Below are 20,439 nucleotides of genomic sequence, written 5' to 3'. Positions count from 1 at the left end.
TTATTTTAAATCATTCCTTAATTTCACTTTCCGGAACTTTTTTCTTCTTCTTTGTTATTATTAGATATATCTCCAATTCTTTTCTAAAGGAAAACTCTATGCAAAAGATTTTAATATTGTTGGTTGCCGGTTTGTTGTTTGCCTCCTGTACAAAAAGGGAAGCTGTGGCGAACGAACAGGATAACACCAGGACACTTGATACGATAGTTAATAATTTTTCTTTGCCGGATCTTGAAGGTAAATCACATTCATTAACTGACTACAAATCGTCAAAGGCTATAGTTTTGATGTTTATCTCTACCGAGTGTCCTGTTTCCAATGCTTACAATTCCAGAATGGCAGCACTTGCTAAAACCTGGAAAGATAAAGGTGTGACATTTTTGGGCATTAATTCCAACAAGGCAGAGGATGTTTCCGCCATTAAAACTCACGCCAAATCCAATGGTCTCGATTTTACAATATTAAAAGACGCCGGAAACAAGGTAGCAGATCAGTTGTCTGCATCGTTTACTCCAGAGGTTTATGTCCTGGATGGTAATCTTAAACTGCTCTATCACGGCAGGATTGACGACAAGCGAAGAGAAGAGGAAGTTACCACAAAAGACTTAAACAAGGCTCTCGAAGAAATACTTGCAGGTAAACCGGTCTCTGTTTCCAGAACAAAAGCTTTCGGGTGCACCATTAAGAGAGTCAATTAAAATTATTAGGTATGAGTTTTTAGTTATGAATTTTTCAGGATTTGTGAGGTTGTGCCAAACAGCTACGATTGTTGTTATATTTTCCTTTTGTGTATTTTCACAAAATGTGAAACCAATTGATGAGAAGGGGGTTAAGTCTCTGATTGAGAAGAGACAAGGGAAAATATTGTTTATTAATTTTTGGGCAACCTGGTGTATTCCTTGTACCGAGGAGTTTCCTGATATTGTAAAGCTGGCGAATAATTACCCGGATGTTGATTTTGTGGGAGTGAGTCTAGACCATCCTGACGAGATTAAAACAAAAATTCAACCCTTTTTAAAAAAGATGAAAGCCCCGTTTGTCAATTTCGTTGCTAAGTTTAAGGATGATCAGGTTCTGATAGAAATGATCAACAAAAACTGGAACGGGGCTATACCCGCTACTGCGATATATGATGGTAAAGGGAAGCAGGTATCTTTTCATGCAAAAAAGATGAACTACAAGGAATTCGAAGCCGAACTCAAAAGGGTTATTAAATGAACTTTATCTGACAACTTATCTGCTACCTGTTTGTGTCCCGGCAGATTTTTTTGAGATACACTTCGAATTTTTATTGTTGTATTTTTCGAAGTGTTTGCACCAGACTGCAAGCTCCTTCCTGCAATCACCAATCAATTCCTTCTCTGCGAAAGAAGCAAATTTACTGTTAAAGTCACAAAAAAGAGGGAATTCCGTTTCTTTACTTTTAATTTCCATGTCGATTCGCTAAATTTTAATAGAATAATCTGAAATTTAAGTAAAATTGGAAAAACTACACTTTTGATGACCATCCTATCTTCGATACAAACAAAATTATCAATTCAGAGAGCATTATACTTTATTCTTTTGGATCCCGATCGTTTTCATGGAGCGGATTTGGAAGAATTTGCCAACAGATGTGGCGCTGCCGGAGTTGATGGCTTCCTCGTGGGGGGAAGTTTAATGGTCTCCGGAGATTTTGATCTTGCCATAAAGACCCTGAAGAATCTGACACACCTTCCGGTAATCATTTTTCCGGGCGGTTTGAGTCAGATATCGCCATTCGCGGATGCAATTCTTTTTCTTTCCATAATAAGCGGGAGAAACCCGGAACACCTGATCGGGAAACATGTTATTGCCGCACCTGTGATAAAAAAATATGGACTTGAAGCGATTTCAACAGGTTATATGTTGATTGAATCGGGCAGGAGAACAACGGCGGAGTATATGAGCGGAAGCATGCCGATACCGCGACACAAACCTGAGATAGCCGTGGCAACGGCACTGGCGGCGGAATATCTTGGTATGAAAATGATCTATCTCGAAGGAGGCTCCGGCGCAGACAATCCTGTCCCATTTGAAATGGTCAAAGCAGTGTCGAAAAACATATCAATTCCGGTAATTACCGGCGGTGGAATCAAAACCCCCGAAACAGCCGGAAAAATGGTGGATTCGGGGGCTAAAATTATCGTGACGGGCAATTACTTTGAAGAAAAAATTAATTGGGGAATGCTCCATGAGTTTGCTGATGCTGTGAAGGGGAGAGCATAAAGATAAGTGGCGTATGAGAAAAAATGACGCCGGGTTGAATTATCGCCTGACCCGTGCCGATCTGATTGTTCTGGCGATAAGTCTTTTGACGGCTACCTCGCTTTTTCTCATTGGATCATCCAAATATGGTATTGGATTGACGGGGGACACGATGAATTACCTGGCTCTGTCCGAAAACATTCTTGCCGGGAGGGGGATTACGGGACTGGGTGGTGAGCCGTTTGTTTTGTGGCCTCCGGGATATTCATTGATTATTTCATTTCTGATTGCACTTACCGGGGCAAATCAGTATTCAGTTCTTATGATTTTGAATATCTTCTCCCTCTCTTCCACTCTGATAATATTTTTTTTCCTATCGACACAAAAATTACAGATACCGATCCTTCGTTACTACGGGATGGGGTTACTGGTAATAGCACCGGGATTCTATCTGGTTTCGGTTTTCGCTTTTGTGGAGGTGATCTTCATTCCAATTCTGCTCCTGTTTCTCTTTCTGGGCGAGAAGTGGCGGGAAGAATTGACCGTGGGGAGAGTCATTTGGTTGTCGGTTTTGTCACTAATTCTCTTTTTTCTGAAGTATATCGGAATTATCTCGTTCGTTGTAATCTTATATCTGATTTTGAGAGGTAACAGGAGAGAATGGTTTCGAAATACCTCTCTCTCCATCTCTATTGCAGTTGTTCCGGCTGTTTTATGGCTGATTAGAAACTTTACAGTTTCGGGAACTCCATTTGGAGAAAGAGGGAGTTCAATGTATAATATTATTGATGTTATTCTGATCTCTACAGAGACTTTTTTATATTGGGTATTCCCGTTTTTGATGTTGCTGTCCGCCATTTCATATGGCGCAACCAATTATTTTAAGACCATTGATGTACGGTTTTCAGATTGGGTAAGAAAAGCGGACATTCATCTTTTGTTCACGGTTTTTTTTGTTGGTGCAACTTTTGTCTCCTGTTCCGTTTCTGCGTTTGACAGACTTAATAATCGACTTTTGTTTCCGGTTTTCCTTCCAACTTTAATTGTTTTCCTCTTATTCTTTGATATTGTTAAGAGCAGTTTGCTGAAATTGAAGTACCGGAAAATCCTGACGATTGCAGGATTCGCTGTGTTGATTATTCCTGTTGTTCTGTATATTCGCACTGATATAAGATCGTTTAATTCCAGAATCGAACATGGTGCAGGGGGAATTGCCACAGATGAGTATCAGGCAAGGCTGCCCAGGATACCGGATCATATTTTCCGGGAATTGAAATCAACAGGAAAGATTTATTGCAATAATCCTGAACTCTTATACTATGCGACAAATCTTCAGACGAAGAAATCCCCTCAAAAATTTTTCTATAATTCAGAGGATGTCGTTGTCAGGTTAGATGATCTCCCGAAATATTTCAGCGAAGAAAAAAGTTTTTTAATCTGGCTCGGAGGCAATATGAATGATACCGGCTATTCACCACAAGAACTGGCTGGGCATGTAGAGATGAATTTGACATTGGCCGGTGAAAATTATCAAATTTATGAGATCCACGGACGGTGATGAGGAGATTTAAGGAACAGTTCGCGAATCATTTTCCTTCAGGACTAAGAACCTTGATCCTGAACAGTGGTTATTTTTTTGCCACTTCCATTTTAGGAATTGCAGTTTCATTTATTTCATTTCCGGTTTTTGTGGCTCTTCTTTCAAAAGCGGATTTTGGGATATTGGCTTTTTTCACAGCTTTGAACATGATAGTTGCGCAATTCTCTATCCTCTCACTTACGAACTATTACATCATAAGAAGCCGGGAACTTGATACAGCAGGGAAAAGAAAACTTTTGCTTGATTTGCTGATCTTCAATTTTTTCTGGAATCTCATGCTGATGACAGTCGGGATGATTCTGGTCTATTTTTACTTTACCGCTTCCGGTACTGAGATTCCTTATTTCCCGAATGTCCCGATCATGTTTATAATACTGATCTCTCAAAGCTTTATCTCTCTCAGACTTGTAGCTTTCAGAATCGAGGGAGCCGGCCGCAACTTTTTTTTTACAGAGGCATCGCAGTTACTTGGAAATGTCTTCTTTTCAATAATGATTGTTTGGCTGTTCGATTCAGGTGCAACAGGGAAATTGCTGGGAATAGCCACCTCCAACACGATAATTGCAATTTCACTATGGTTTGTTATGGCTGGGAAGAGACAACATTCTTTCAGCTTCCTTGAAGTGAAGCGGGGATTGAAAGAGATGTTGCCGCTGACTCTCGCCTCCTTTCTTCACAGCACAGCACCGTCTGCAGATGTGATCATTCTGGAAAGGTTAAATAATTTGCCGGGATTAGGGGTTTATAATGTCGGTAAACAGGTGGCAACTTTTGTTACTACTGCCTGTACATCCGTTTTTCAGGCATTCGAACCAAAATTTTATGAAGACTTTCGTGATAAGCCGGTAAGAAAGTCAAAGAATTTTCGAGTATTTGTATTAATAATTTTTATAGTTGTTGGTCTTTACTTCATTTTTTCAGATACGATAATTAAAATTTTAACTCTGGGGAAATTTCAGGACTCTCTTGAGTATTCGAATATTCTCGTAGTACAGGCGCTTATTTTGCCGGTAATCCAGGCGATACAGGTGAAATTTTATATTCGCCGACAGGTAAAGCTGATTGCCGCCATTAATCTGATCGGCAGTTTCGTACTTCTGGGACTGGTTTTTGTTCTGACCTCGAGCATGCTCTATACCGGTGCAGCAATCGCCTTTGTTGTCTCGGCGTTAATTCAGATAGTTCTATTGTTCATTGCATTAGCGAGACAAAAGAATGATTAATACACCCGTTCTTGTAATTGCGTTTAACCGTCCGGAGATGCTGCAAAAGGTTGTGGATGCGCTTTCGGTACACAAACTTTCACGATTGTATGTCTTTGTCGATGGCCCGAGGGAAGGGAATCAGGATGATATAGAGAAAATTGAAGAATCCAAAAAGATTTTTGAATACATAGACTTTTGTGAAGAAATTATCCACATATATCCTGAAAAAAATCTTGGTTGTGGTGGAGGACCTTTTCATGCAATTACTACAGCATTCGAGAAAGAGACCAGACTGATTATTCTTGAAGATGATTGTGTACCAGGAGCGGCATTTCCAGCTTTTTGTGAGGAATTGCTTTTGCGATATGAGAATCAGGAAAAAATTTGGATGCTAAGCGGTAACAATTTCAGTGAAGAATATCGAGATGGAAATAACAGCTACAGGTTTTCGCAATATGCTCACTTTTGGGGCTGGGCGACCTGGAAAGATAGATGGGAGAAAGTCTCTCTTTCGGTAGAATTCTATAAGCCCAAGCTCGATGAAATACTTCTCAGAAGATTTCCACTTCACTCAGAAAGAAGTTTTTTTAAGAAGGAATTCGGTTATAATCTCTATCATGATTCTTATGACGGTTGGGATTATCAGGCGGCTCTAACCATTTGGGAACATGACGGACTTTGTATTATCCCAAGGAATAATCTGGTATCGAATATTGGAAGTCAAGGAACCCATTTCACTGAAGAAAAACCATTTTTTAATCTTCGCGTCGATGACGATTTCAAAATATCCGTCCATCCTGCTAAAACAGAAAGAGATTCAGATTATGATTCATTTCATTTCAGAAATCACTGGCGAAAAGTAAATAAACGACCTTTTCTAAAGCGAGTAATTGGGTATTTACGAAAAAGATACAGACGCTTAACAGATAATGGTTTGATTTGATTTCGCAAAATATTTTATATTACAGTTTAAGTTTATTCAAAAATCAGCCATCATTTTGAAAATAAAAATATACCAGGTTTCCATGCTAAGATATCTCGTACTGATTTCATTTCTTGTTATTTCCCTCCATTCACAGGACAGAATTTCAGGTTATCAGGAAAGCGGGCAAAAACTGCAATTCACAATCCAACCAGAACCCGTCAGCCTTGCCAGACTGACCGATGATGTCAGACAGAAAAAACTGAGCTACTACGATGAATCGCGTCCCGGCGAAATTTCACTTCCATCGAAGTCGTTGTTTGTAGCACTTCCCCCCGGAGCGGAAGTTACAGTTAATTTTCGAATATTAGATAAAAGAACAGAAGATTTCAATCCTTCAATCAATCCGGAAGCAAATCTGACTCACGACACTACTATAAGTCTGAATTTTGAACCAAAAGTGGCTTTGGAGAAGAGAAGAAATGAAGTAGTTGAGATTCTTGGGTATTTCGAAATTAAAGGGGTGAGGGTCGTTCATTTACGGTTCAATCAGTACAACTATAATGCAGGCTCTTCGAAGCTTGAGGTAATTGATAAAATAGAGTTTACCTTAAACTCAAACAAACCGCTTATAAACTACAACCGCGGAATCAGATTTTCAGATGAATCACGAAAACTTTTTTCGGGGATGCTCATAAATCCTGAATCGGTTGATAAATTTTCATCAGTTACTGCAGTCAATGATACAACCGGGAACTGGATAGATTTTTCTGCATCTTATGTTAAGATAGGTGTGGCAAAAGACGGTATTTACAGGGTTTACGGTTCCGATCTGATTGGGATGGGGGTAAGCATAGGCGAGATTCAACTGGCTACACTTCAGCTTTTGAAAAAGGGAATACAGCAGGAAATATTTGTTTTTGACGGCTCCGACAACAGGTTCGATGCTACTGACTATATCGAATTTCTGGGTGAGAGGAATATGGGAAGTGCTGATTACAGAACACCTAATACTTATGGTGTACCCTATAATGAGTACTTTGACCGTTTCACTGACACTACCGTCTACTGGGTTACCTGGAACAGGAGTTCCGGAAAAAGGGTACCAACTGCACTGCAAAACCTGCAGGCTAATGCCGACACTTTGAAAGTTTATGCAGAGCTCGTTCACCAGGAGCAGGACAGATCATATCTTAATTTTGATGGAAATCTTGTAAGAAGGGATTTGCCCTATTTTTACGAGAATAAAACTTTTTACTGGCAGAATATCAATGCTCCCACTACCTTGTCATCCAGGTCATACACATTCAGTCTAAGCGAATTGGATCCGGGAGACAGTGTGAGGTTCTTTTCGAGAATTGCGAGTGGTGCTTCCAGTAACGCCACTTCGTCACACAATCTTGTTATGCAGATTGGCAACTTGTATCCAACCTACGATTCTTCATATTTGGACAGATATGACAGAATTGTTCTCAAGGGAAGTGCTCCTGCTAATCTTTTTGTAAATGGAAATAATACATTGAAAGTGGTTTCATATCCAACCGGTACCTCGATAAACACCGTCTGGGTTGACTGGGTTGAGATGGAATATTCACGAAAACTTAAAGCTACGAATGACTCACTTTCATTCAAATTTCCATATTCTGCGAACTCGACTGTGAAAAATATTGAAATCACGAATGTGGCTTCAGACAGTTTGATTTTGTGGAAAAAAGGGAGCGGGATTAAGAAAATCTTTGCATCACGAACGGGAAATTCACTTCTCTTCCAGGACACTGTTTCCAAATCTGACAACTATTTTCTCGTGAAAAACAGTTCGGTTCTTAAACCAACCTTCTATTACAAAAAAAGCTGGAAGAATCTTAGAAATCCATCCCTTAAAGCCGATTATCTCGCCGTCTCCATAGAAGCATTTGCCCAACCGATCCGGCAGCACCTCGGATATCTGAAAAACAGTTCTCAACTCGACACGATGTTTATTGACATGAACGATGTGTATGATGAGTATTCGTATGGATATTTCTCAACTGAAGCTTTGAGAGAATTCTTCAGAACTACCCAGACAGTCTGGCAGTCACCATATCCCGATTACGCTGTGCTGGTCGGAAGTGCCGCGTGGGATTACAGATTGTCCCATTCAACAGTTCTGGGGTTCAAGCCGAAAAAGAATCTTGTGCCATCTTATGGATCGCCTTTGAGTGATAATTTGTTGTCGGTTTTTGACTCAACAGCTTCGTATATACCGCAAATTGTGACGGGAAGGATACCTGCAAAGAGTATTGAGGATGTGAACCGGTATTTTACAAAACTGGCAGCACATTACACACAAAAATATGACAGGTTCAATAAAAGGGTTCTTTTGCTCTCCGGTGGCGTTGATGAATCGCAAGCGAACGAATTCAGAGATCAAAATACTGTTATTGCCCAAAAATTTAAGGTAAGACCCTACTCGTTTGATTACAATCAATATTACCGGACATTTAATCCTTTCAGCAATTATGGACCCATCCCATTAGATGAAGTTGATGCCAATATTAAAAAAGGTGGTATTATTCTCTCTTATGTTGGTCATTCAGGGACATTTCATTGGGATAATGATATCCGAACTCCGAGTCAATTATTGAATAATGTCGGCAAAGGTTCACTTCTTACTGATTTCGGTTGTTCAACCGGAAAATTCGGTGAGCCGGATGTAGATTGTTTTGCCGAGCAGTTTTTAATGTATCCCACAGGGCAGCCAATTGCTTATATAAGTAATTCAAGTTTAGGTTTCACCAGCACGGCAAGCGTGGCACCATATTTATTCTATACTTCAATTCTCAATGACAGTATTTGGAAACCAGCTGATGCTCTCCGTACTGCTAAAACGAAAATGCTTCAACAGTACGGGAATAGTACTACAAATCAGTTGTTCACTATGACCAATTCTTATTTTGGCGATCCCTTTCTTGCATTAAAAATTCCACCAAAACCTAATTTTTTGTTTAACAATGAGGCAATGGTTATATCTCCAAAAAATCCTGACAATACACGAGATTCAATTAAAGTATCGCTTGAGTTTTACAACTACGGGTCAGCCATAGATGATTCACTGCAAATAAGAATTACAGATCGACTGAATGGAGAAGTAGTTTTTGATACATTGATGAAAAGAATGGTTCCGGAGTTTAAGGATTCACTTGCCATCTTTATACCAGTCAAGAACAGGCTTGGTGTTCACGCAATAAAAGCGATTCTCAATAATGATGGCAGAATACAGGAGATTTACAGCAATGATAATGAAGTGGAGACCTCATTTATTGTGAGCAGCTCATCATCGCGAGATTATCTCAGGTACGGTAATGAAAATGTTGTGAAAGACTTTCTGTATTTTATTAACCCACAAAGGAGGCCGGAATCAGAATCGTTAACAATTCAAATTGCAGACAATCCAACAATGTTATCTGCTCAACAATTTACAGTACCATTTGACTCATTTTATACCAAGATATCGTTATCGACACTTGCCAAAGAAAAGCGTTACTGGTTCAGGGTGAAGGATAATTTATCGGGTCAGTTTGGTTCCATTAGGTCGATATACCTCTCCACAAAAAGCGGGTTTGGTTTGGCAGACAGTATCTCATTTAGTTCATCTGAATTTGAAAATGTAATATTTAGGGATGCCCGGATGATTTTGAAGGATCAAAATGTGAAACTCCAGATAACAGCATCCGGATACTATGATGGTAATTCGTCAACAATATCATACAACAATTCAAATGTTTTACAGTCTAGTACGGTATTGAGTCATAATGTTGCAGTATTTGAAGCAAGTTCGATGAAATTCCTTTATGTTAAATCCTTTAATTTGACCTTTGGAGATTATACCTATGAGGTGAACGAGTATAAGAAATTTCTGGACACACTGAATCCTGGAAATCTTATTGTTATCGCCGCGGCATTCGATCCTTTCGTTGCCGATGCCAGTCTTAGAAATATGCTCAAGAACTACGGCAGCAAATACATCGATTCCTTGGCCAGGAGAGATTCCTGGTATATGGTCGGAAAAAAGAATACTCCTGCCGGGATGATGCCTGAGGGTTGGAAGAAGATAGGTTTTGGGCCGGCAGTTTTTGATACAACAATTAATTTCAATCTGATTGATGGGAGTTTGATCTCTGTTCCTATAGGTCCGGTTACCTTGTGGGATAGATTATTTGTTAATGAAATAACCTCTGACTCAAATGTAATGAGGCTCAGAATAATTTATACCGATACTTTGGGAGCTATCGATACGACTTCATACTTGCAAAACGACAGCGGCAATTATGATCTGTCGCTCCTGAATAATCTACCGGTGAAAACGATGAGGGTGTTGGTCAATTTTGAATCACTTGATAAAAAGTCGAGCCCACAATTAAAAAGTCTTTTCGTAACATACAAAGATTTTACGGAGGTAGGTACCAACTATCAAAGTGTGGTTTTATCTGCTGATACAGTTCTGCCCAACCGGGATGTCAGTTTGAACTTCAAAGTTTTCAATGGCAGTGAAACCGAAGCAAAGAATTTTAAGGTTAAAGTTGAGAATAAAACAGGGAACAATACACCCGTGAAAATTTTTGAACAGACTGTTGATTCGCTCGGGGTTTTCAGCAACAGGAAATTTTCTGTTACTTTTAGAACACCGATTGATGTTGGCAGCGGGCAACTTATAATTACGGTGGATCCTGATAATGTATTGAAAGAATTCTATAAGGATAACAACAGTTACACGATTCCTTACTTTATAAAAGGCGACACATCGAAACCGTATTTGACTCTCGCCGTTGATGGTGTCGATGTTCCTGATGGTGAGTATATAAATCCCAAAGCTGAAATAAAGATTGAGCTGTATGACTTCTCTTCCATACCACTTCAGGATACTTCAACAATCTCCATGAGGCTGAATGGTTCGCCGGTATTTTTCCGGTCTCAGGGCGTTTCATATTCGTTTAACAATTCAAATCCGAAAGTCACCGTAACTTACAAACCCGAGTTTAAGGACGGAGATTACGAGTTTAATGTCGTGGCAAGAGGTAATTCAAGTTCATTCGCTGATACCGCAAGAATAGCTAAGAAATTTTCGGTTGTAAACGAAGCCAAACTTCTGAATGTTTATAATTACCCTAATCCTTTCCCAAATGAGACATGGTTCACTTTCAAGCTCACTCAGATTCCGGAGGAATTGAAAGTGATTGTATATACAGTTGCGGGCAGAAAAATCAGAGAGATGGTCGTGCCAGTCAATCAGTTGAAATACGATTTCAACAAGATTTACTGGGATGGCAGAGACCAGGATGGCGATGCTGTTGCCAGCGGTGTTTATCTGTATAGAATTGTGATGAAGAAAGGTGAAAAAGTGGAGAGAATTACAGAAAAACTGGCTATCGTTCGTTGATATCGAGAATTCTGTAAACGGGGTAGTCGTCGATTGAGCCTAATCGGGTCAGAGTTAAGCCCTGTTCCGTAAGTGATGAAAAATCTTCTTTTGAAATCAGATATTTAACCTTGTATTTTTTGAGAATTGAATTCTTTGCAAGAGAGGAAGAAGTGCTGAAGTATTTATCCACATCAGCACTTTTTTCTTTTGTACCGGGAATTGCCGGGTTGGGGTAATAATAGGCAACGACATACTGGTGAGTCGTTCTTGAGATCATAACAGAAACATTTAAGGGAGCAAGGATTATTCCACCGTCCTTAATCCATACATCTAATTGTTGATATTCATTATAATATCTAAAATTTGAATGATAACCAAGAGGTTTGTTTTTTAGAATATCAGGAAAAAGTGATATTGTTGTGAAAGAAAACTGCATTTGCATGATCAGCAGAATTCCGGCAACCACAAGAAATGCGTTACGATGAGAATTGCCCCGTGTGAGCCATTTTGTAATCAGCCATTCTATGGTGAGAAAATGAAGCATTAAAGTAAAAAGTACACTGAATCTGGCAAGTGGTTCATTGTGAAAAATGAAATAGTTTAAGGTTAAGAGGGGGGTCAAAAGGAGGAGTAGCAACAGACGGAAATCGTATTCATTTGCCTTTGTCTTCTCGATTATCATGATAACAGATGGTACCAGTAACAGAATAATTGTATATATGGTCTCATAATAGAAATTGTAGGCCTCAGGAAGATTGAAAACACTTAAATTCTGAGCAGACGAAATAAATTTAAGAACGGGGTAATACGGCCAAAAAAAAGTCAATATAAGAGCGAATAGCGGCATCATCATCATCAGGATTTTTTTTCTATTCCATTCATTGCTTAAAAGAGATTTTGCACTAATGACAAGCATTAAAAAAGCTCCGGATAACGGATGGATAGCGAATACAAGTGCTGTAAGCAGTGTGAAGGATACATAAGCCCCCACCCCCAAATTATTCCGGATTTTGGCAATCACAATTAATAAGATGGGAAATACCGCCCGATAAGGGTACCCAAGTGTTACTGGTATAAGCGAAAAATCATATACACCGCTTGACCCGGGTGCGTAAATCCAAAATCCCAACAGTACGATAAGCACTATCATGGAATATTTATGGTCACTGAACATGCATCGTGCTGTTATTCTGACACTATACAAGAAAAATATCAGATTGAAAATCCCTGCGACGCTAAAAATCATCAGCGGAGACAGACCTGTGATTTTCGCTGTCAAGCCTAGCAACTGGTGGTATGGTGTCAAGATGTGAGAAATATTCTCTGCTCGTGCATAAGGGTCAACCGGGTTGAAGAGATTATCCCTGAAAGCTGTTATCTGAGCCACATGATCCCAAATGTCATAGTTCACATAGAAACACTCGAGGAATATTGTACCAATTATCCCGTACACCAAAAGTAGAGTGCATACTGTGTAAAAAGATTTGTCAGAAAAAATCAGAGAGTCTGTGTTCATGGTTTATATTTTTTTCGATTCAGAATTTTGCCGGATTTTTCATATTTTACGGGTTCAAGTTAACAATTTAATGACTTAATGACTATTACATATTTTGCTTTCAAAACGGAATGTAAGTATTCATGAATTATAATAGAATATTTGATTGGGTCAAGACAGAGCAGTACAAGCTGCTGTTTGTTTTAATAGTGACAGTTTACATCATTATATATGCTCCTTATGGCCTTACTGAGGCTGATGATGGGTTTATCACCGGTCTCTCTTGGAGAATCTTTAACGGAGAGATCCCGTACAAAGATTTTATTTATGTCAGACCTCCATTATCACCACTTTTCCACAGCTTGCCATTGTTTGTCCTCCACCATGACTATGTAATTTTTTTTGAGAGAGCATTTTTTTATATAAGTCTTGGTATCAGCAGTCTCTTTGCGTCAATGTCCCTTGGTAAAATCTTAGATTTTGAAAAGAATAAGCTGGATAAATGTTTAGTGGCATCAGTCGGCTTTGTTTTTTCAGTTGCAGCATTTCCTCCTACTGCATGGCACACTGTTGATGGAGTATTATTTGGATCAGTTGGAATCTATTTTCTTGTTAGAGATAATTCCAAATTGGGAATTTCATTTGGGGTGTTTTTACTTTTTCTTTCGGCTCTGTCAAAGCAATCATTTTATATGATGCCGGTCGTCGGGATTATGTATTTGTACCTTAGCAAACAAAGCCGAGGGGTTATTTACACCGCCAGCGCAGTCCTCGTTTTTCTTCTAATTGCCTTTGGTATTATATTGGAATACTTTGGTGCACTCGATGAATTCATCATCCAGACAAGGTCGGCATCTTCTCTAAAAGAGGCTTATACTTCAGGGGTGTATAAATATCTCCACTCAGATCTGATTTTTATTTTTGTCTCATTAGTGACTTGGAGGATTATTAAATATATCGGCGAAAATAAAAAACACAGCATAGACTTAAATCTTCTTCCTTATTTATACTCTTTTATTATCCTGATCTATCCGTTGGCATTTTATCTTAACAGAATATTTTTCAAGCAAATGTCGACTGTGGAATTTCTCAAAATTCAATTCAGAGATGATTTTGCAAGCATCACTCTTCTTTTGGCTTGTGTTTATATATTATTCAATTTCAAAAATCTTGACAGACCGTGGGCATCGATATTATTATTGTTTTTGTCCTGGAGCAGTTCCATCAGTTGGGCACATACAAGTCCTCACCTGTTCTCCACTCCAATAATTATGATATCCCTAATGGGAGCACATCAACTGCTAAATCTCAAAAAAATTCATAAATTTTTAATATATCTTCTTGTCATCGGATTGATGACATATTTTACAGGATATCAAAAACCTGTCCAAAATGATATCAAAAGCAAAATTGTCTTCCAATTATCAGAAGTGACCCCTTCCTTGAAGTACATTAAGGGGGACAAAAAAATATTTCACAAGTTAAAAGACCTCGACTCCCTCGCACGGAAATATGGGAACAACTCGAAAGTACTCCCTTTCATGCCACTATTTAATTTTTTCCAGGGATCGATATCCCCTTTACCAATAGATTATGCCATTAATTGTGAAATTGCAAATAAACATGACGGAGTGTTTGCGGAATTGGTTAAAAAACGAACTGTGGTTTTTATTGATCGAGACTGGTGGCAAATCGAGCAATCACTCGATGACTATAAGAGAATGTATGGATCGATAATTACATACCGGGTCACAAATGAATGGGTAAAAATTGATAGTACAGATTGTTATTATATCTATGTGGCTCCCAAATAGAACTATTTTAACTATTTTGAGTGTGGTGGGTGATTTCAATCAATTCCCTCTTTTGAGAAGAGTATATAATGAATCTGAATAAACGGCTTTGAGGTTTGGATATGATTCCAGCACTTTTATTGGCGATTTACCTTTAGGGATGAGGATATAATCAAATGGGGTATTTTGAGCTATTAAGATCCCGGGATCGCATTCGGATTCATAAAATTTCTCAACAACGATATTGCTCTGACGAAATTTTTCGGGATCAACAAAGGGGTCTGAGTGCTTTATCGCATACACCTTTACCCCCGTAAGCGAAGGTAATATCCATGATTCGTCAATTGGAGCAATCAAAATATCATTTTGGTTAATTTTGGCAGCAAGAGACTTGAGTCTCATTACATGATTGAAATTGGAGTAATATCCCAAGGGTTTTGAATTTTCTATATCTCTGATAAAAGAGAGGGATTTAAATGACATAAATAGTTGGGGCAGAGCGAGCACTATCAGGCCCAAATAAAACATTTTTGTTATGATTGTTTGTCTTTTATTCATTTCGAAATTAGTAATTCCGGCGACAATCAATATTTGAAGAGTGAAGGCTATATAGACGATTGCTCTTCCCGGTACAGCCGACTCAATTACAGCAAAATTGAAAATATAGAGAAAAACGAAAATGAGCATTGTAATGCCAACAATTTTTATTCTGTTATCGACACGAAAATATTTTTTTAGGAAGTATAGTCCGGGTAGAGCGGGCAAAATACAATATACAAATTGTCCTTGATAGAATTCCTTGAAATGCCCCGAGAAAGAAACTTCAGAAAAAGCGTTTATACTTAAAATCGTTGACAATACAGGGAAGAATGGCCAAAATAAAGCCGGGAAGAGTGATAAAAATGGTACGGTCAGCAAAATTATTCTTTCAGTCCTCGATGATTGTTCAGAATACCATATTTTAACAGTCAAAATAGTTATCAGGAATATTCCAGTTATCGGGTGAATCAAAAAAATCAAAGGAACGATAAAGAACAGAGCAAAATTTCTCTTGAAAGTGCTTCCCAAAGGGAAAAATGAAATAGTGATTAATGAGAGTGAAAATGCGAGTCTGTAAGGATATATGGCAGTTTTCATCAGATGGCTGAATTGATAAAAGCCGCTATAACCGGGCGCCAAAAACCACAAAAACATCAGGGTAAACAGAAGGACACCAGCTAAATTTGAGTCTTTAAGAAACTTGCTCGCAAAAATGTTTACAGAGAAAACGAATGCTATTACATTTATTAGACCGATCATCGGGGATAGAAAGAATGGCGATATATTTAGCAAACGCGCAATCAACCCCCAAAACAGGTGATATGGTGTAAAAAGGTGGGAATATTTTGTGTCAAACGAATATGGATGTGATGGGTCAAGGGGTGCATCAGCAAAAGATTTCATTGCAGCGAAGTGTTCCCAATCATCATTGGACTTGTCATAGTTCGACATGAAGATCAGCCCGAAAAATGTGTAGAGGCACAGTACTACTGAAAAGGTAATAAACAGGCTTCGCTTTTCTAAGAATATTATTCCGGTTGAGTCTTTACTCTCTATTGTTTCTCTCTTCATATTTAAATTTGATTGGAACATAATATTTTTGAATTGCAAATTATAAAATTGTAAGGAGAGTAACATGTCCAAAGGTTATAATTCAAAAATTCTTCATCGTCCTTTTTGTGATGCAATTACACCAATAAACTGATTTTTGAGTTCATTCCAGGTCGATATCCAATAATTAAGATTTTTATCGATGTTTGCTGGTAAATTTAACAAATATTTTAAGTAAAATCGAAAAATTGTGATTGATTAACAAGATATATTTTACTATTTTTGTTATTAGAGATGGATCAATGTTCTATCGTGAAGTGCGTAGTGATTTGGAGGGTGATATGGTTATTTTGAGTTATAGCGGAGAAGCGGGCTCTGCATTTTTTTGTTTGGTTAGAACCCTCTTTTAGGAAAGCGAATGAATATTCTTGTTACCGGTGGACTTGGAGCTGTTGGGACTGCGTTAATCCCAGAACTGGAGAAACGAGGTCACAATGTTTTTGTTATTGATATTGATACACACCATTTCGCGCAAAATTATGCTCGTATAGATGTGAGCGAGTTCCGTCAGTTGGAACAGCTTTGGACTGGTGGTGGTTGGGAGAGAGGCTATATGAACTCTCCCCGGAAGTTTGATATGGTGTTTCATCTTGCTGCCGAGTTTGGCAGATGGAACGGCGAAGACTATTATGAAACCCTTTGGAAAACGAATGCCATCGGGACCAAAAATATTTTAAAAATGCAGGAAAAAGAGGGATTCAAGGCTGTTTATTTCAGTACATCGGAAGTCTATGGCGATTTCAAGGATGTGATGGTGGAATCGGTCATGGATAATTATGAAGTGAAGCAGATGAACGACTATGCTCTCACTAAATGGGTGAATGAACAGCAGGTTATGAATTCCGCAGTAATGGCGGGCACCGAAAGCGTAAGAGTCCGGCTTTTCAACTCCTACGGACCTGGTGAATATTACAGCCCCTACCGTTCCGTAATTTGTCTGTTTTCCTACAGTGCATTGCACAATTTACCTTTCACAGTTTATAAAGATCATTACAGGACAAGCATTTACATCAAAGATGTTGTGAATGCGCTCGCAAACATATCAAATAATTTCAACCCCGGAGAAGTTTACAACATCGGGGGTACCGATTATCACAACATCGAAACAATTTCATCAAAGATTCTGAAGTATCTTGGCAAAGATGACAGTATGGTGACATACAAGGAATCGGAGATACTTACCACCAAGCAGAAAAAAGTTGATTCATCAAAAGCAAAAAAAGATCTCGGTTTGAAAGTGACGGTAAATCTGGATGAGGGGATTGCCAACACCATTGAGTGGATGAAAAAGGTTTACAAGCAGGTCTGATTGGAACAGTTTTTGTCGTTTTAGATACGACGCGCTTTCGGGCAAGGTAGAGAGAGAGTGAGAGGCCTTTCTATAATTTTAGTCTACTCAGGGTGAAACAGCCGTCCTTCAAAAGAATTCGCACCTCTTTTTCGACCAAGTACTTTATTTTTTACGAAGTACCCTCCCTGAAAATTGTTTTTCTCCCAAAAAAATATTATATTTGTGGTCTTTCAAAAAACTTAACTTGTAGTTGGAGGAATAGCTTTGAAACAAGAAAAAATGACCCCATGGTACAGTACCGCTGATGTAGAAAAGAAGTGGTATGTCGTGGATGCTTCGGGTAAAGTGTTGGGCAGATTAGCCACCGAAGTAGCCAGTATCATACGGGGTAAAAAGAAGCCGGTATACAGCCCGAATGCTGACACCGGAGATTTTGTCGTAGTAATTAATGCTGATAAAGTTGTCGTCACCGGCAAGAGAGCCGAGTTGAAGATTTACAAACATCACAGTGGTTACCCGGGTGGACTTAAAACCAAATTGTATAACGAGATGATAAAAGTAAAACCTGAATTCGTCATAGAGCATGCTGTTCGCGGAATGCTTCCAAAGACGAGATTAGGTAAGAAGATTTTTCATCATTTGAAGGTTTATCGTGGCGCTGAGCACCCGCACGCAGCCCAAAAACCTGAAGTAATCAGTATCTAACGGAGAATTAATGTCAGACACTTTATTTGTTGGAAGAAGAAAAACCGCAGTTGCCCGTGTCGTTTTAAGACCCGGTCAGGGTAAGGTAATCGTCAATGGAAGGGAATTGAGCGTTTACTTTGCACAGAAGACACAGCAGGACGATATTGCTGCTCCATTTGAGAAACTGGAGTTGACAGGGCGTTACGATGTATTTGCGAATGTAAAAGGTGGTGGCTCAGCCGGACAGGCAGAAGCAATCCGCCTTGCAATCTCAAGAGCTCTTACTGCAGAAAATGAAGATTACAGATCACCTTTGAAACAGGAAGGCTATCTGAAAAGAGACCCGAGAATGGTTGAAAGAAAGAAATACGGCAGACCAAAAGCCCGTAAAAGATTCCAGTTCTCGAAAAGATAATTTTATTTACAAATCAACATTCTTTCTGATTTACCGCCTGTGCCTCGCGGCTTAAGGTAAAGTGGAAGAAAGAAAAAGTTTAACAGGAGTTTAGATGTACGATATAGAGTTAACTCAACTGATCGAAGCGGGTGCGCATTTCGGTCACCTTACCCGCCGTTGGAATCCAAAGATGAAACCCTACATCTTTATGGAGAAAAACGGAATTCATATTATAGATCTTAACAAGACTAAAAAAATGATCACCGAGGCAGCGGTTGCTTTAGGTGAAGTGGTTGCTCAGGGCAACAAAGTCTTGTTTATTGGTACAAAGAAGCAAGCCAAAAACATAATCGAGACTGAAGCAAGAAACTGCGGAATGAACTGGGTTACCGAAAGATGGCTTGGCGGAATGCTTACCAATTTTTCAACAATTAGAAAAAGTGTAAAAAGACTCCAGCAGATCGAGAGACAGGAGACTGACGGTACTTTCGAGAAAATCACAAAGAAAGAGCGTCTCTTCCTTACTCGCGAAAAAGACAAGTTAAGAAAAATACTTGAAGGCGTCGAATCGATGAACAAGCTCCCCGGAGCGGTTTTCATTGTCGATGTAAAAAAAGAATCCATCGCAGTAAAAGAAGCCAAGAGGCTTGACATCCCTGTCTTCGCCATGGTAGATACAAACTGCGATCCTGATCTGATTGATTATGTTATCCCTGCTAATGATGATGCAGTAAAGACCATCGAACTTGTTATCAAGACTATGGTGGAAGCTGCCAAAGAAGCAAGCATTAGAGCCAAGGAACAAAAAGCCGAAGCCGCCGCTGAATCTGAAAGAGTAAGGAAAGAACAGGATAAAACTGAGCAAGACTCAAAATAAAAAACAAGGATTAGACTAAGAATGAATATTACCGCAGCACAAGTAAATGAACTTAGAGGCAGGACTGGTGCCGGAATTCTTGACTGTAAAAAAGCCCTCGTTGAATCTGAAGGAGACATGGATAAAGCCATTGACTACCTGAGGAAAAAAGGTGCTGCCATGGCAGCCAAAAGAGCTGACAGAAGCGCCAACGAAGGAAGAATTTCAGCAAAAGTTTCTGAAGATAAAAAATATGGTGTATTGGTAGAAGTAAACTGTGAGACAGACTTTGTCGCTAAATCTGATGATTTTGTGGCATTCTCAAAACAGATTACTGATATCGCATTTTCAAAGAAGATTAAAAGTTCCGCAGAACTGATTGAATCAGTTCCGGAAGTTACTGATTTGTTAAATGAACTTACTGCAAAAATCGGCGAAAAACTTGAAGTTTCCAGAGTAGCTTCTCTTGAAACAGAAAATGGCATGATCGACTTCTACATCCACTATGGAGACAAGTTGGGTGCCCTCGTCAGATTCGATAATGTTTCGGGTGATGCTGTTACTTCGTTTGCACATGCTGCACAGGATGTTGCTAAACAGGTTGCTGCCATGAGTCCGGTTGCAGTGAGCAGAGACAATGTGCCTGCTGACCTTATTGAAAAAGAGCTCGAGATATACAAAGAGCAATTCAGAAAAGAAGGAAAGCCGGAAGACAAGATCGAGTTTATCGCAAAGAACAAACTTGGCAAATATTTCGAAGAAGTTGCTCTTCTCGAACAGTCATTTTTCCGCGATGACAAAAAGACTGTCGGAGCATTTTTGGATGAAGTAAACAAAGCCAACGGCACAAAAATCGTTGTTGATTCTTTTGTAAGATTCAATCTCGGTGACAGCTCGAAATAGTCAGTCGTTGAATAAA

At 39.1% G+C, this 20,439-nt stretch carries 16 protein-coding genes; 13 read left to right on the top strand and 3 right to left on the bottom strand.

Annotated features, from left to right (window positions below; translation table 11 throughout):
• Nucleotides 1-98: 98 nt before the first annotated feature.
• Together LCH52_10715 and LCH52_10710 are read left to right on the top strand one after the other, a co-directional pair.
• Nucleotides 99-698 (top strand): thioredoxin family protein, encoded by a 600-nt coding sequence (locus LCH52_10715; GenBank protein MCA0388955.1) that lies wholly within the window; start codon nucleotides 99-101, stop codon nucleotides 696-698.
• Between the two features lie 25 nt (nucleotides 699-723).
• Nucleotides 724-1,218, top strand: coding sequence for a redoxin domain-containing protein (locus tag LCH52_10710; GenBank protein ID MCA0388954.1), 495 nt, complete (start codon nucleotides 724-726; stop codon nucleotides 1,216-1,218).
• Between the two features lie 15 nt (nucleotides 1,219-1,233).
• Here LCH52_10710 and LCH52_10705 read toward each other — a convergent pair whose 3' ends face one another.
• The gene (locus LCH52_10705; protein ID MCA0388953.1) at nucleotides 1,234-1,434 is read right to left on the bottom strand and encodes a hypothetical protein; all 201 of its coding nucleotides are present in this window, start codon (nucleotides 1,432-1,434) and stop codon (nucleotides 1,234-1,236) included.
• A gap of 66 nt (nucleotides 1,435-1,500) precedes the next feature.
• Between LCH52_10705 and LCH52_10700 the strand changes: the two genes are divergently transcribed.
• The 5 genes from LCH52_10700 (at nucleotide 1,501) to LCH52_10680 (ending at nucleotide 11,369) form a co-directional block, all read left to right on the top strand.
• A complete protein-coding gene (locus tag LCH52_10700; protein ID MCA0388952.1) occupies nucleotides 1,501-2,247 on the top strand; it encodes a geranylgeranylglyceryl/heptaprenylglyceryl phosphate synthase in 747 nt (248 codons plus the stop codon).
• Nucleotides 2,248-2,260: 13 nt separating this feature from the next.
• A complete protein-coding gene (locus LCH52_10695; GenBank protein ID MCA0388951.1) occupies nucleotides 2,261-3,784 on the top strand; it encodes a hypothetical protein in 1,524 nt (507 codons plus the stop codon).
• A complete protein-coding gene (locus LCH52_10690; GenBank protein ID MCA0388950.1) occupies nucleotides 3,784-5,049 on the top strand; it encodes a lipopolysaccharide biosynthesis protein in 1,266 nt (421 codons plus the stop codon). The genes LCH52_10695 and LCH52_10690 overlap by 1 nt, the downstream gene beginning before the upstream one ends.
• The gene (locus LCH52_10685; GenBank protein ID MCA0388949.1) at nucleotides 5,042-5,974 is read left to right on the top strand and encodes a glycosyltransferase family 2 protein; all 933 of its coding nucleotides are present in this window, start codon (nucleotides 5,042-5,044) and stop codon (nucleotides 5,972-5,974) included. Before LCH52_10690 ends, LCH52_10685 begins: the two co-directional genes overlap by 8 nt.
• An 82-nt stretch (nucleotides 5,975-6,056) precedes the next feature.
• Nucleotides 6,057-11,369, top strand: coding sequence for a C25 family cysteine peptidase (locus tag LCH52_10680; GenBank protein ID MCA0388948.1), 5,313 nt, complete (start codon nucleotides 6,057-6,059; stop codon nucleotides 11,367-11,369).
• Here the strand turns inward: LCH52_10680 and LCH52_10675 are convergent.
• Entirely contained in the window at nucleotides 11,356-12,867 is a 1,512-nt protein-coding gene (locus tag LCH52_10675) for a hypothetical protein (GenBank protein ID MCA0388947.1), read from the bottom strand. The genes LCH52_10680 and LCH52_10675 overlap by 14 nt on opposite strands.
• A gap of 122 nt (nucleotides 12,868-12,989) precedes the next feature.
• Here LCH52_10675 and LCH52_10670 point away from each other — a divergent pair, with 122 nt between their 5' ends.
• Nucleotides 12,990-14,660, top strand: coding sequence for a hypothetical protein (locus LCH52_10670; protein ID MCA0388946.1), 1,671 nt, complete (start codon nucleotides 12,990-12,992; stop codon nucleotides 14,658-14,660).
• Nucleotides 14,661-14,699: 39 nt separating this feature from the next.
• Here the strand turns inward: LCH52_10670 and LCH52_10665 are convergent, their stop codons facing one another.
• Nucleotides 14,700-16,250 (bottom strand): hypothetical protein, encoded by a 1,551-nt coding sequence (locus LCH52_10665; protein MCA0388945.1) that lies wholly within the window; start codon nucleotides 16,248-16,250, stop codon nucleotides 14,700-14,702.
• Nucleotides 16,251-16,647: 397 nt separating this feature from the next.
• On the opposite strand from LCH52_10665, the gene LCH52_10660 reads away from it, so the two are divergent.
• The 5 genes from LCH52_10660 (at nucleotide 16,648) to tsf (ending at nucleotide 20,423) form a co-directional block, all read left to right on the top strand.
• A complete protein-coding gene (locus LCH52_10660) occupies nucleotides 16,648-17,598 on the top strand; it encodes an NAD(P)-dependent oxidoreductase (GenBank protein MCA0388944.1) in 951 nt (316 codons plus the stop codon).
• A 261-nt stretch (nucleotides 17,599-17,859) separates the two neighbouring features.
• A complete protein-coding gene (gene rplM / locus LCH52_10655) occupies nucleotides 17,860-18,285 on the top strand; it encodes a 50S ribosomal protein L13 (protein ID MCA0388943.1) in 426 nt (141 codons plus the stop codon).
• Nucleotides 18,286-18,295: 10 nt separating this feature from the next.
• Nucleotides 18,296-18,682, top strand: coding sequence for a 30S ribosomal protein S9 (gene rpsI / locus LCH52_10650; protein MCA0388942.1), 387 nt, complete (start codon nucleotides 18,296-18,298; stop codon nucleotides 18,680-18,682).
• 94 nt (nucleotides 18,683-18,776) lie between these two features.
• The gene (rpsB, locus tag LCH52_10645) at nucleotides 18,777-19,541 is read left to right on the top strand and encodes a 30S ribosomal protein S2 (protein ID MCA0388941.1); all 765 of its coding nucleotides are present in this window, start codon (nucleotides 18,777-18,779) and stop codon (nucleotides 19,539-19,541) included.
• Between the two features lie 21 nt (nucleotides 19,542-19,562).
• Nucleotides 19,563-20,423, top strand: coding sequence for a translation elongation factor Ts (gene tsf / locus LCH52_10640; GenBank protein ID MCA0388940.1), 861 nt, complete (start codon nucleotides 19,563-19,565; stop codon nucleotides 20,421-20,423).
• Nucleotides 20,424-20,439 lie beyond the last annotated feature (16 nt).

It is taken from the genome of Bacteroidota bacterium (genome assembly GCA_020161395.1).
GTDB lineage: Bacteria > Bacteroidota > Ignavibacteria > Ignavibacteriales > Ignavibacteriaceae > UTCHB3.
The sequence above is the reverse complement of the archived record's forward strand: the minus strand, read 5'-3'. Positions and strand labels throughout refer to the sequence as shown.

Coding starts and splice junctions, on each gene's coding strand:
- rpsB (MCA0388941.1), top strand. CDS start 18,777: ATGTACGATATAGAGTTAACTCAACTGATCGAAGCGGGTGCGCATTTC.
- tsf (MCA0388940.1), top strand. CDS start 19,563: ATGAATATTACCGCAGCACAAGTAAATGAACTTAGAGGCAGGACTGGT.
- LCH52_10675 (MCA0388947.1), bottom strand. CDS start 12,867: ATGAACACAGACTCTCTGATTTTTTCTGACAAATCTTTTTACACAGTA.
- rplM (MCA0388943.1), top strand. CDS start 17,860: ATGACCCCATGGTACAGTACCGCTGATGTAGAAAAGAAGTGGTATGTC.
- LCH52_10700 (MCA0388952.1), top strand. CDS start 1,501: ATGACCATCCTATCTTCGATACAAACAAAATTATCAATTCAGAGAGCA.
- LCH52_10710 (MCA0388954.1), top strand. CDS start 724: ATGAATTTTTCAGGATTTGTGAGGTTGTGCCAAACAGCTACGATTGTT.
- LCH52_10670 (MCA0388946.1), top strand. CDS start 12,990: ATGAATTATAATAGAATATTTGATTGGGTCAAGACAGAGCAGTACAAG.
- LCH52_10660 (MCA0388944.1), top strand. CDS start 16,648: ATGAATATTCTTGTTACCGGTGGACTTGGAGCTGTTGGGACTGCGTTA.
- LCH52_10685 (MCA0388949.1), top strand. CDS start 5,042: ATGATTAATACACCCGTTCTTGTAATTGCGTTTAACCGTCCGGAGATG.
- LCH52_10690 (MCA0388950.1), top strand. CDS start 3,784: ATGAGGAGATTTAAGGAACAGTTCGCGAATCATTTTCCTTCAGGACTA.
- LCH52_10705 (MCA0388953.1), bottom strand. CDS start 1,434: ATGGAAATTAAAAGTAAAGAAACGGAATTCCCTCTTTTTTGTGACTTT.
- LCH52_10695 (MCA0388951.1), top strand. CDS start 2,261: ATGAGAAAAAATGACGCCGGGTTGAATTATCGCCTGACCCGTGCCGAT.
- LCH52_10665 (MCA0388945.1), bottom strand. CDS start 16,250: ATGAAGAGAGAAACAATAGAGAGTAAAGACTCAACCGGAATAATATTC.
- LCH52_10680 (MCA0388948.1), top strand. CDS start 6,057: ATGCTAAGATATCTCGTACTGATTTCATTTCTTGTTATTTCCCTCCAT.
- LCH52_10715 (MCA0388955.1), top strand. CDS start 99: ATGCAAAAGATTTTAATATTGTTGGTTGCCGGTTTGTTGTTTGCCTCC.
- rpsI (MCA0388942.1), top strand. CDS start 18,296: ATGTCAGACACTTTATTTGTTGGAAGAAGAAAAACCGCAGTTGCCCGT.